Genomic DNA, 11,271 nt, shown 5'->3' with positions numbered 1-11,271 from the left:
AGTATTTTTGAAAATTTCTTTTCTCGATACTCAGCAACTTTGCTTCTTTCTTTGTCGCCTCATACTGTTTGCTTTCGCATTCAGTCGTCAGCAGCAAAGAGGCGAGATTTTGATCTGCTTTCGCAGCGTCGTCAAGCGCTTTTTGAAAAATTCTTTGAACTTCTCAGCACTCGCCGACTCTCTCAAGCCCGCCTGCCAAGCCTCTCGGCCCGCCTTCGCTCGTCCCGCTCCGCCGCCATTTCCGGCTGCAGCGCTGTGATCAGCGAAGCCCACGACTTTAGCACAGGTTTTTCAGCCGGCGCAAGAGGTGTGGACCGTTTTTGCGATGCCCTGCAAACTCGACAGGCCGCCCATGCTCCTGCCGAAGCGCTCGCGTCTTCTGCCCCCTCTTATATTGGGACGACTGCGTCGGGGCTGGCACGAGCCACGCCTGACGCGGCGGCGTCGGCCAGTCCCACCGGCGGTGTCAGTAACGACAGCATCGCCGTCGCACCAACGGGCGCCCATATCCCAGTATGGGCGAGGCTCTCACCGCATCTGACCGCTACGGACCCTGCTCCATCGCTCCGTCGTTTGCAACTGGACGCTAGAGAGGGGCCTGCACTGAACAAGCATCCCCGCACGGTTGGTCGCGCGCCAAGCCAGGCGGCGAGAACCGCGCCGGCCACCACTCATCAAAGCCTCAAGCCTCTTCTTGAAACGCCTCTTCCCGCTTGCTCTTGATGGACGGCAGCATGACGACAACGATCATCAGCGCTGCGGCGATCAATAGGCCCGCGGATAAGGGGCGGGTCATGAACGTACTCCAGTCTCCGCGGGCGAGCAAGAGCGCACGACGCAGGTTCTCTTCCATCATCGGCCCGAGAATGAATCCGAGCAGCAACGGTGCCGGCTCGCAGCTGAGCTTGTAGAAGACGTACCCCAGCAGGGCGAACCCCGCCGTCATGAACACATCGAAGTTGTTGTTGTTCAGCGAGTAGGTGCCGATACAGCAGAAGACGACGATGGCCGGGAAGAGGAAGCGGTAGGGCACCGTCAGCAGCTTGATCCAGATGCCGATCAGCGGCAGGTTCAGCACGATGAGCATCAGGTTGCCGAGCCACATCGACGCGATCAGCCCCCAGAACAGCTCGGGGTTGCTCGTCATGACCTGCGGGCCCGGCTGGATGCCCTTGATCGTCATCGCGCCCACCATCAGCGCCATCACTGCGTTGGGTGGGATGCCGAGGGTGAGCATCGGGATGAAGCTGGTCTGGGCGCCGGCGTTGTTGGCGCTCTCCGGGCCGGCGACGCCCTGGATGGCGCCCTTGCCGAAAGGCACGCGCGGGTTGCGGGCGACCTTCTTCTCCAGCGTGTACGAGGCGAACGAGGCCAGCAATGCCCCGCCGCCCGGCAGCACGCCGAGTATGGATCCCAGCGCCGTGCCGCGCAGCACCGCGGGCCAGGCGTCGTGGAAGTCCTCCCGCGTCGGCCACAGGCCCTTGACCTCCTTGGTGAAGACCTCGCGGTGCTCCTCCGGTTGGCCCAGGTTGGCAATGATCTCGCCGAAGCCGAACACGCCCATCGCGATGACGACGAAGCCGATGCCGTCGGTCAATTCCGGGATGTCGAAGGAAAAGCGCGCCGTGCCGGTGATCACATCGGTGTTGATCTGGCCCAGCAGCAGGCCCAGCACGATCATCGAGATCGCCTTGATCAACGAGCCGGATGCCAGCACGACGGCACCGACGAGGCCCAGCACCATCAGCGAAAAGTATTCCGCCGAGCCGAACTTGAAGGCGAGTTCCGTCAGCGGCGGCGCGAACGCCGCGATGATGATGGTGCCGACGCAACCGGCGAAGAAGCTGCCCAGCCCGGCAGCGGCCAGCGCCGCGCCGGCGCGGCCGCGGCGCGCCATCTGGTAGCCGTCGATGGCGGTGACGACCGAGCTGGATTCGCCCGGCACGTTGATGAGGATGGCCGTCGTCGAGCCGCCATATTGCGCGCCGTAGTAGATGCCGGCCAGCATGATCAGGGCGGGCGTCGCGTCCAGCGCATAGATCGACGGCAACAGCATCGCGATGGTGGCGACGGGGCCCAGGCCCGGCAGCACGCCGATCAGCGTGCCGAGCACGGTGCCAAAGAAGGCGTACATCAGGTTCTGCAGCGTCAGCGCCGTCTGGAACCCGAGACTGAGGTTGTTCAACAGATCCATGTGCCGCCCCTCAGCCGTTGAAGTAGATGGGCCAGAGCGGAATGGTCAGCTTCAGGCCCAGGATGAAAAGCGCCCAGCTGCCCACGGTCAGCACGACGCTGCTGATCAGCCAGTCCAGCCAGTGAAACTCACGGCCGGCCAACGACGACAGCAGGATGGTCAACGGCAGCGTGCACGCCATGCCCAGGCGGGGCAGCGCCAGCCCGAACACGACGATCGCCGCAATGATGATGATCAGCGGCCGCCAGGCGACGTCGCCGATCGGGTCGCCGCCTTCTGACTCCAGCGTCAGCGCCTTGAACAGCACGAGGCTGCCCATCAGCGCCAGCAGGATGCCCAGACCGAAGGGGAAGTACCCCGGGCCGGGTCGGGCCGAAGTACCGAAGGAGTAATTGGTTGCGCCCCAGGCGAAGGCCACGCCCACCACCAGGAACAGCAGGCCGGACCAGAAGTCCCGCTGGCTCTTGATTTTCATTGCGTCATGTCTCCAGCGCGCCGCGGGAATGCGCGCGATTTCGTGCGGGCGATTCTCTCAGCGGGGGGCGGCCGCCGGCCTGTGGATTACACGTAAGCACCCGGCGCCCGCCGGCCGTCGTCATCCCAGGCCGGTGTGCTGCGCAGCACTTCCTCGACCGTCGTCACCCCTTCGGCCACCTTCATCGCACCCGCGAGGCGCAGCGGGCGCAGGCCCTCCTGCACGGCCTGGCGGCGCAGGGCTGGCAGGTCGGGCGACGGATGCATCGCCGACTTGACGCCTTCGGTCACCGTCAGCAGCTCGTAAAGGCCGGCCCGGCCACGGAAGCCGGTGTTGCGGCACTCGAGGCAGCCCACCGGCTTGTACGGCCGCACGCCGCCACCCAGCCGCCAGTGGCGCACCAGGTCGTTGAGACTCTCGCGCGTGACGAGGGGATCGGGCTGCTTGCAGTGCGGGCAGAGCGTGCGCACGAGGCGCTGGGCCAGCACGCCGATGATGGTCGCGCTGATTAGATAACTCGGCACGCCCAGGTCGGTCAGGCGCGTGATGGCCGAGACCGAATCGTTGGTGTGCAAGGTGCTGAACACCAGGTGGCCGGTCAGCGCAGCCTGGATGGCCATCTCGGCCGTCTCCAGGTCGCGGATCTCGCCGACCATGATGATGTCCGGGTCCTGGCGCATCAGCGCGCGCAGGCCTTCGGCGAAACCGAAGTCGAGCACGTTCTGCACCTGGGTCTGGTTGAAGGCCGGCTCGATCATCTCGATCGGGTCTTCGATGGTCGTGACGTTGACCTCGTCGGTCGCCAGCCGCTTGAGCGTCGAATACAGCGTCGTGGTCTTGCCGCTGCCGGTCGGGCCGGTCACCAGGATGATGCCGTGCGGCTGCTTGACCAGCGCCTCCCAGCGGTCCGAGTCATGCTGGCCGAAGCCCAGCGACGACAAATCCTTGACCGCCGTTTCCGGGTCGAAGATGCGCATGACCATCTTCTCGCCGAAGGCAGTCGGCAGCGTCGACAGCCGCATTTCCACCTCGTCGCCGGCCGGGTTGCGCGTCTTGATGCGGCCGTCCAGCGGGCGGCGCTTCTCGACGACGTCCATGCGGCCCAGCAGCTTGATGCGCGACGTCATCGCCGCCATCACGGTGGGCGGCAGCTGGTAGACCGTGTGCAGCACGCCGTCGATGCGAAAGCGGATGACGCCCATTTCGCGGCGCGGCTCGAGGTGGATGTCCGACGCGCGCTGGTCGAACGCGTACTGCCACAGCCAGTCGACCACCTGCACGACGCCCTGGTCGTTGGCGTCCAGCTGCTTGGTGCTGCGGCCCAGTTCGACGAGTTGCTCGAAGCTGGCGACCTGGCTCTGCTCGCCGGCCTTGGCGGCCTGCCGCACCGAACGCGCCAGCGTGAAGAACTCGGTCGTGTAGCGGGCGATGTCCAGCGGGTTGGCGATGACCAGCTTGATGGGCTTGCGCACATGCGACTCGATCTGCGCGACCCAGCCGGTGTCAAAGGGCTCGGACGTCGCGATCGTCACGTCGTTGACACCGAACTGCACCGGCAGGCAGCGCTTGGCCTCCGCATAGCCGATGGACATCACGTCGCCGACGCGGCCGACGTCGACCTTGAGCGGGTCGATGCGCAGATAAGGCAGCCTGGCGCGCACGGCCAGCCATTCCGTCAACGCGTCCACATCCATCGGTTTGCCGGTTGTCAGGCGCACCAGATTGGCGTGGCCCAGGCGCACCAGCGGGTGCAGCGAGCTGTCACCGGCACCCAGGCGTTGCTCGGTGCGCTGGACCTGCGTCTCGTCGATGAGTCCGTCCTCGAGCAACCACTTCAACAGCGTGCGCCATTCCAGTCGGCCGTCGGACTTGAAGGCGGGGGCCTGAGGCTTGAGCTTGGTCGACATCGGCGGGACTCAGAGTGCGTGGAGGATGCTCATCGGCAGCGGCCTGACAAGCCTGAGCCATTTGCGGGCCGGCAGCTTGAAGCGCGATTCGATATTAGCCGCGCGCTGCTCCAGCACATCGCGGTGCGGCACCTGCACGCCGCGTGCCGCGACGACGATGGTGTTGCCCTCCTTGGTGGGCGCCAGGCTCCAGACCTGGTCCGACCCGAAGGCCTTGGCGATGCGCAGCGCGCTGCGCGCGAAGCTGGCGCTGCGGCCGAACAGGTTCACCGTCATCAGCCCGCCATCGGCCAGCGCGCCGCGGCAGGCGGCGTAGAAGGCCTCGTCGTCCAGCACGGGCGACGCCGCGTCGTGGTCATACAGGTCGACGTTCAGCACGTCGACGGTCTGCAAGTTGGCATCGTCCACCACCCAGCGGGCCGCGTCTTCGTTCAAGACGTTCAGCCGCGCGTCATTGCCCGGCAGGCGGAACCACTGCCGGCAGGCGGCGATCACCTCGGGGTTGATCTCCACGGCCGTCGTGCGCATCTTCAGCTGGCCATGGCAGAAGCGCGTCAGCGCCGCGGCACCCAGGCCCAGTTGCACCGCATGGCCCTCGCCCAGAGTGGCCGGGTCGCGCCACAGCATCCAGGCGCACATGCGCTGGATGTATTCGAGTTCGAGCTGGTCGGGCTTGCGGATGCGCATCGCGCCCTGGACCCAGATCGAGTCCAGGTGCAGGAAGCGCACGCCGTCGAATTCGCTCAGCGTCGCCGGGCCCCAGGTTTGCCGCTTGGATGTCATGGCCGGCATCCTAGAGGTAGGGCGCCAGCGCCTTGCGCCACGCATCGATCTTGTCGGCCAGGCCCAGGCCCGCATGCGCAGGGCTGGTCGACGGCAGGCGCAGCACCGGCAACTCGGTGCCCGGCAGCGCCAGCAGCGTCTGCTTGTGCGCCAGCGCGCCATTGCAGGCGATCGCCCGCAGGGTCGGCAGGCGTGCGACCAGCTCGCCCAGGTCGCTGGGTTCGGCGGCTTCGATGGCCGTGTCCAGGCTGCCTTCGCGCTGGCATGCGGCCACCGCGTCCCACAGCGCGATGCGGTGGCGGCGCAGCGTCTGCAGACGCTCCTCATACGGCCGCGCTCGCATGTCGCACTCGTCCAGCAGCGCGCCCATCACCGGCCAGAAGGCGTTGCGCGGATGGGCGTAGTACTGCGCCGCCTGCAATGAGGCCGCGCCGGGGAAGCTGCCGAGCACGAGCAGCCGGGCACGCGTGTCGAAGACCGGCGCGAGACCGATGAGCCGCTCAGTCTCAGGGTTTGGGGGCTTGGCGGGCACGGGCGGCAGCTGCGACGATGCAGGACTTTTGACTGGGAGGACGACGCATGAACACTGAAGCCATCTGGCTGTTTCTCAGCACCCAGGGCGTGGACTTCGGCCTGAAGATTCTCGCGGCCATTGCCGCCTGGGTCATCGGCCGGTGGCTTATCTCGGTCGCGCTGCGCGTCTTCTCCGCCGCGCTGCAGCGCGGCCACCGCATCGACTCGACGCTGGCGACCTACCTGCGCTCCATCCTGGGCGTGCTGTTGAACCTCGTCCTCATCCTGGCGATCCTGGACATCTTCGGCGTCAAGACGACCTCGTTTGCCGCCCTGCTGGCCGGCGCGGGCCTGGCCATCGGCACCGCATGGGGTGGGCTGCTGACGCATTTCGCGGCCGGCGTCTTCATGCAGGTGCTGCGGCCCTTCAAGGTCGGCGACTTCGTGCAGGCCGGCGGCGTGACCGGCACCGTGACCGAGATCGGCCTGTTCGGCACGACCATCCACACGCCGGACAACGTGCACACGCTGATCGGCAACAACACCGTCTTCAGCGGCGCCATCCAGAACTACTCCATGCTGCCGCACCGGCGCGTGGACTGCAAAGCCAAGGTCGCCAACAGCGTCGACGCCCAGGAAGCCATCGCCAAGCTGCGCCCGGCCATCGCCGCGATTCCCAACGTGCTGGACAAGCCGCCGCCGGACATCGAGATCCTGGAGTTCACACCCGAGGGCCCGCTGCTCTGCGTGAGGCCCTACTGCCACACCGACCATTACTGGCAGGTCTACTTCGACACGCACAAGGCCATCGTCGCAACCTTCGGCGCCGCCGGCTATCCCGTGCCCGAGACGCCGATCGCCCCGCGCAACCGCTGACAAGGCACCACCATGACCGATCTCACCGCCCGCATTGCCGGCCTCTGGCGCTATCCGGTCAAGTCCTGCGCCGGCGAGTCGGTCGACACGCTGCAGCTCGACGCCGACGGCTGGCCCGTCGGGGACCGCGGCTGGGGCATCGTCGATGCCGGCGGCGAGCTGACCTGGATGGGCGCTCACCCGCGGCTCGCCCTGGTCCATGCGCGGTCGGTCGGCCCGGATCTGGAGCTTCTGGCCCAGGGGCGGTCGCTGACCGTACCGGGTGACGGCGGTGACGCGTTGGAGGTGCGCGGCTGGAACGGCGAACGGCAGGCCTTCGATGTGCTGCAGGTCTGGGACGCTGGCGAGGACGCCGCCGCGCTGCTGAAAGCCACCACGGGCGAACGGCTGCGGCTGGTGCGGTTGAGCATCGAAGCGCAACGTCGGCCGATCCTGAACGCCCTGCACATCGTCAGCGAGGGTTCTCTGCAGTCCTGGCAGGAGGCGCTCGCCGAGCCGCTGAACGGGCTGGCCCAACGCGCGCGGCCCAATGTCCTGCTGAGTGCGGAAAACGGCGGCGAGCTGCCGCCCTTCATCGAAGACATCATGATCGAAGCGCGCATCGGCGCGCTGGCGCTGGGCCGCACTTCGGCCTGCGTGCGCTGCGTGATGCCCACGGTGGACCCGGCCACCGGCGAACCCCAGCCGTTCGCGCTGGACGCCTTGACCCGGCTCAGCGCCGAGCGGGCACCGGGCGAGCCGGTGCAGTTCGGCATCTATGCACGCGGCAACGGCGCAGGAGCGCTGTGCGTGGGCGACCGGGTCGAGCTGTCGCTGAACTTCGGCACCGGCTGATCAGCGCGGCAGCCGCGGCAGCGCGGCGCGCGCATTCGCGCTGGTGATCTCGGCCGCCTGCTCCACGGTCCAGCCGCGCAGCGCGGCCAGGCTTTCGGCGATGCGCGGCAACTCGGCCGGCTCGTTGCGCGCCTGGCCCGGCTCGGCTTCGCGCTGCTCCGCCGTCTTGTAGAGCCACTGCGGCGGGATGTCGGGCGCATCGGTCTCCATGACCGGCACATCGTCGGGCACGCTGGCCGCGACGCGGCGGATCTGCAGCGAGCGCTCGAAGGTCAGCGTGCCGCCGAAACCCAGCTTGAAGCCGAGGTCGATGAAGGCCTGCGCCTGCTGCTCGCTGCCGTTGAACGCATGCGCGATGCCGCCGTGCGAAAAGCCGACACGGCGCAGGCCGGCCAGCAGCTTGTCGGCGCTGCGGCGCACATGCAGCAGCACCGGCAGGCCCGCATGCTTGGCGAGCTTGAGCTGCTCGACGTAGAAGCGCAGTTGCGTATCCTCGTCGATGCCCTCGACGAAATAGTCCAGCCCGATCTCTCCGACGGCGACCAGCCGCTCGTCGTCCTTGTGACGCTCCAGCGCCTCGGCGACGCGATCCAGGTCGTCCGGCTTCGCGCCCATCACGCACAGCGGATGGATGCCGAGCGCATAGGTCAGGTCGTGTTCATGCGCCAGCTCGCGCACGCGCTCCAGGTTGTGCGCATCGACGGCGGGAATGACGATCTGCCTGACGCCCGCCGCCTTGGCGCGCGCGACGACGGCGTCACGGTCGGCGTCGAACTCGGCCGCGTCGAGATGGCAGTGGGTGTCGATCCACATGCCTTCCCTTGTATCTCAGCGGAACACCACCGTGCGGTTGCCGTTGAGTAACACCCTGTGCTCGGCATGCCACTGGATGGCCCGTGCCAGCGCCACGCACTCCATGTCGCGGCCGATGCCGACCAGTTGCTCGGGCGGCATGCTGTGGTCGATGCGGGCGACCTCCTGCTCGATGATGGGCCCCTCGTCGAGGTCGCTGGTCACGTAGTGGGCCGTCGCGCCGATCAGCTTCACGCCACGCTCGTAGGCCTGGTGGTAGGGCTTGGCGCCCTTGAAGCTGGGCAGGAAGCTGTGGTGGATGTTGATCGCGCGACCGCTCAGGTCGCGGCACAGCTCGGGCGACAGGATCTGCATGTAGCGCGCCAGCACGACGAGGTCGATCTGGTTGTCGGCCACGACCTCGCGGATCTTGTCTTCCTGCGCGGCCTTCTGCGCGTCGGTGCCGCCCAGCAGCGGGAAGTGGTGGAAGGGAATGTTGTGCGACGCCGCGAGCTGGTAGAAGTCGCGGTGGTTGGACACGATGGCCGGAATCTCGATGGGCAGGTGCCCGGTCTGCACGCGGAACAGCAGGTCGTTCAGGCAATGGCCCAGCTTGGAGACCAGCAGCAGCACGCGCGTCTTGCGGGCACGCGCCACCAGCTCCCAGTCCATCTCGAACTGCGCGGCCAGCGGCGCGAAGGCGGCCTGCAGCGCGCCCTCTTCCGCTTGGGCCTCGAACTCGATGCGCATGAAGAAGCGCGCATGGTCGGCGTCGCCATGCTGGTGCGACGTGATGATGTTGCCGCCCTGCTGCAGCAGCACGCCGGTGACGGCATGCACGATGCCCGCGCGGTCGGGGCAGGAGAGCTTCAGAACAAAACGCGGAGTCATGCGGGAGTCGCCTGGAATTGCCCCGCGACCAGGCGCAGCTGGCGGTCGCAGCGCGCCGCGAGGTCGCGGTCGTGGGTGACGAGGATGAAGGCGGTGCCGAGTTCGCGGGCGCGCTCCAGCATCAGCTCGAAGACGCCGGTCGCCGTGTCGCGATCGAGGTTGCCGGTGGGCTCGTCAGCCAGCACGCAGGCCGGCCGGGTGACGAGGGCGCGGGCGATGGCCACGCGCTGGCGCTCGCCGCCGGACAGCTCGGCCGGCCGGTGCAGCACGCGCTCCTTGAGGCCGACGCGGGCCAGCATCTGCGCCGCCTGCTCGCGCGCCTCGGCCGGCGTCTGGCGGCGGATGCGCAGCGGCATGGCGACGTTGTCCAGCGCCGAGAACTCGGGCAGCAGGTGGTGGAACTGGTAGACGAAACCCAGGTGCTGGTTGCGCCAGCGGCCGCGCTCGGCCTCGTCCATGCCCGCGAGGGGCTTGCCCATCAGCGTGACGTTGCCGGCGGTCGGCACGTCCAGCCCGCCGAGCAGATGCAGCAGCGTGGACTTGCCCGAGCCGGAGGCGCCGACGATGGCCAGCGTCTCGCCGCGCTGCACGGCCAGGTCGACGCCTCGCAGCACGGTCACGTCGAGGCCGCCTTCCTCGAAGCGGCGGGTCAGGCCGGTCGCCTGAAGGATGTGGGGATCACTCATAACGCAGCGCCTCCGCCGGCTGCACGCGGCTGGCGCGCCAGCTCGGGTAGAGCGTGGCGAGGAAGGACAGGACCAGCGACACCAGCGCGATCGGCACGATGTCGGCGCTCTGGGGGTCGCTGGGCATCTGGCTGATGACGTAGATGCTGCCCGGCAGGAAGCTGACGTTGAGCAGCCGCTCGATGGTCGGCACGATGACGTCGATGTTGCAGGCCACCAGCAGGCCCAGGCCCACGCCCGACAGCGTGCCGATGACGCCGGCCACCGCGCCCTGCACGATGAAGATGCCCATGATGGAGCGCGGGCTGGCGCCCAGCGTGCGCAGGATGGCGATGTCGCTCTGCTTGTCGGTGACGGTCATGACCAGCGTGGATACCAGGTTGAAGGCAGCGACGGCGACGATCAGCGTCAGGATGATGCTCATCAGGCGCTTCTCGATCTGCACCGCGTCGAACCAGTTCGCGTTGGCGCGCGTCCAGTCGCGCACGAGGATGTCCGGCCCCATCGCCTGCTTCAACTCCGCGGCGACGCGGCGGGCGTCGTGCACGTCGCGCAGCTTGAGCTGCACGCCGGTCGGGCCCTCCGTGCGGAACAGCTTGGCCGCGTCGTCCACATGGATGAGCGTCAGGCCCGAGTCGTATTCGTAGTGGCCGGCGCTGAAGGTGCCGGCCACATTGAAGGCACGCAGCCGTGGCACCACGCCGGCCGGCGTGACCTGGCCACCGGGCGCGACGACGGTGATCTTGTCTCCCACACCGACGCCCAGCTGCCGGGCCAGCTCGGCGCCGAGCACGATGTTCCAGGCGCCCGGCTGCAGCTTCGCGAAGACGCCGTCCTTGAGCGCCGCGCCCAGGCCGGTGACGCTGGCCTCCTCGGCGGGCGAGATGCCGCGGATGATGGCGCCGCGCATGTCCTCGCCACGGGCGATCAGGCCCTGGCTCGCGATGAAGGGCGCTGCACCGATGACCTCGGGGTTCTGGCGTGCCTTGGCCGCCGTGGCCTGCCAGTCGGGCAGCGCCTGCCCCGAATAGTCCAGCAGCTCGACATGGGCGATGACGTTGAGCATGCGGTCGCGCACCTCGCGCTGGAAGCCGTTCATCACCGACAGCACGATGATCAGCGCCGCCACGCCCAGCGCGATGCCGAAGATGGACACGCCGGAGATGAAGCTGATGAAGCGGTTGCGCCGCCCGCCGCGGCCGGCGCGCACATAGCGCCAGCCGACCTGGAGTTCAAACGGCGAGGGCATGGGGCGGTGCGATGGCGTGCTGCATGGGGCCGGCATGGTAACTGGCAGTCCATGGCGAGAATGCCCCAAGC

At 67.8% G+C, this 11,271-nt stretch carries 12 protein-coding genes; 3 read left to right on the top strand and 9 right to left on the bottom strand.

Annotated elements, in window-relative coordinates; translation table 11 throughout:
* On the top strand, nt 1-259 hold a 259-nt coding region (locus ASD35_RS27575; RefSeq protein WP_162254447.1), incomplete at its 5' end, for a hypothetical protein.
* 423 nt (nt 260-682) lie between these two features.
* Here the strand turns inward: ASD35_RS27575 and ASD35_RS11025 are convergent.
* The 5 genes from ASD35_RS11025 to ASD35_RS11005 form a co-directional block, all read right to left on the bottom strand.
* Complete coding sequence (locus ASD35_RS11025) at nt 683-2,194, bottom strand: tripartite tricarboxylate transporter permease (protein ID WP_056874970.1); 1,512 nt, start codon at nt 2,192-2,194, stop codon at nt 683-685.
* A 10-nt stretch (nt 2,195-2,204) separates the two neighbouring features.
* On the bottom strand, nt 2,205-2,669 hold the full coding sequence (locus tag ASD35_RS11020) for a tripartite tricarboxylate transporter TctB family protein (protein WP_056874969.1): 465 nt from the start codon (nt 2,667-2,669) through the stop codon (nt 2,205-2,207).
* A gap of 86 nt (nt 2,670-2,755) precedes the next feature.
* The gene (locus ASD35_RS11015) at nt 2,756-4,576 is read right to left on the bottom strand and encodes a GspE/PulE family protein (protein WP_056874968.1); all 1,821 of its coding nucleotides are present in this window, start codon (nt 4,574-4,576) and stop codon (nt 2,756-2,758) included.
* A gap of 9 nt (nt 4,577-4,585) precedes the next feature.
* Entirely contained in the window at nt 4,586-5,368 is a 783-nt protein-coding gene (locus ASD35_RS11010) for a spermidine synthase (protein WP_369819202.1), read from the bottom strand.
* 1 nt (nt 5,369) lies between these two features.
* A complete protein-coding gene (locus tag ASD35_RS11005) occupies nt 5,370-5,891 on the bottom strand; it encodes a DNA-deoxyinosine glycosylase (protein WP_157275493.1) in 522 nt (173 codons plus the stop codon).
* Nucleotides 5,892-5,938: 47 nt separating this feature from the next.
* Between ASD35_RS11005 and ASD35_RS11000 the strand changes: the two genes are divergently transcribed.
* A complete protein-coding gene (locus ASD35_RS11000) occupies nt 5,939-6,748 on the top strand; it encodes a mechanosensitive ion channel family protein (RefSeq protein WP_056874967.1) in 810 nt (269 codons plus the stop codon).
* Nucleotides 6,749-6,760: 12 nt separating this feature from the next.
* Nucleotides 6,761-7,582 (top strand): MOSC domain-containing protein, encoded by an 822-nt coding sequence (locus tag ASD35_RS10995; RefSeq protein WP_056874966.1) that lies wholly within the window; start codon nt 6,761-6,763, stop codon nt 7,580-7,582.
* Here ASD35_RS10995 and ASD35_RS10990 read toward each other — a convergent pair whose 3' ends face one another.
* From ASD35_RS10990 to ASD35_RS10975, 4 genes are read right to left on the bottom strand one after another with little or no spacing between them, the layout of a single operon-like run.
* Nucleotides 7,583-8,395: a TatD family hydrolase gene (locus tag ASD35_RS10990; protein ID WP_056874965.1), complete on the bottom strand. Its 813-nt coding sequence runs from the start codon at nt 8,393-8,395 to the stop codon at nt 7,583-7,585. It abuts the gene before it with no gap.
* Nucleotides 8,396-8,410: 15 nt separating this feature from the next.
* Nucleotides 8,411-9,265 (bottom strand): formyltetrahydrofolate deformylase, encoded by an 855-nt coding sequence (gene purU / locus ASD35_RS10985; protein WP_056874964.1) that lies wholly within the window; start codon nt 9,263-9,265, stop codon nt 8,411-8,413.
* On the bottom strand, nt 9,262-9,951 hold the full coding sequence (gene lolD / locus ASD35_RS10980) for a lipoprotein-releasing ABC transporter ATP-binding protein LolD (protein WP_056874963.1): 690 nt from the start codon (nt 9,949-9,951) through the stop codon (nt 9,262-9,264). The genes purU and lolD overlap by 4 nt, the downstream gene beginning before the upstream one ends.
* Nucleotides 9,944-11,200, bottom strand: coding sequence for a lipoprotein-releasing ABC transporter permease subunit (locus tag ASD35_RS10975; RefSeq protein ID WP_056874962.1), 1,257 nt, complete (start codon nt 11,198-11,200; stop codon nt 9,944-9,946). The genes lolD and ASD35_RS10975 overlap by 8 nt, the downstream gene beginning before the upstream one ends.
* Nucleotides 11,201-11,271: the final 71 nt, after the last annotated feature.

The sequence above is a fragment of the Pelomonas sp. Root1444 genome, from assembly GCF_001426885.1.
GTDB lineage: Bacteria > Pseudomonadota > Gammaproteobacteria > Burkholderiales > Burkholderiaceae_C > Pelomonas.
Note: the sequence above shows the minus strand (reverse complement) of the source record. Positions and strands in the feature narration are given on the sequence as shown.

Coding starts and splice junctions, on each gene's coding strand:
- ASD35_RS10990 (WP_056874965.1), bottom strand. CDS start 8,395: ATGTGGATCGACACCCACTGCCATCTCGACGCGGCCGAGTTCGACGCC.
- ASD35_RS11020 (WP_056874969.1), bottom strand. CDS start 2,669: ATGAAAATCAAGAGCCAGCGGGACTTCTGGTCCGGCCTGCTGTTCCTG.
- purU (WP_056874964.1), bottom strand. CDS start 9,265: ATGACTCCGCGTTTTGTTCTGAAGCTCTCCTGCCCCGACCGCGCGGGC.
- ASD35_RS10995 (WP_056874966.1), top strand. CDS start 6,761: ATGACCGATCTCACCGCCCGCATTGCCGGCCTCTGGCGCTATCCGGTC.
- ASD35_RS11015 (WP_056874968.1), bottom strand. CDS start 4,576: ATGTCGACCAAGCTCAAGCCTCAGGCCCCCGCCTTCAAGTCCGACGGC.
- ASD35_RS10975 (WP_056874962.1), bottom strand. CDS start 11,200: ATGCCCTCGCCGTTTGAACTCCAGGTCGGCTGGCGCTATGTGCGCGCC.
- lolD (WP_056874963.1), bottom strand. CDS start 9,951: ATGAGTGATCCCCACATCCTTCAGGCGACCGGCCTGACCCGCCGCTTC.
- ASD35_RS11010 (WP_369819202.1), bottom strand. CDS start 5,368: ATGCCGGCCATGACATCCAAGCGGCAAACCTGGGGCCCGGCGACGCTG.
- ASD35_RS11000 (WP_056874967.1), top strand. CDS start 5,939: ATGAACACTGAAGCCATCTGGCTGTTTCTCAGCACCCAGGGCGTGGAC.
- ASD35_RS11025 (WP_056874970.1), bottom strand. CDS start 2,194: ATGGATCTGTTGAACAACCTCAGTCTCGGGTTCCAGACGGCGCTGACG.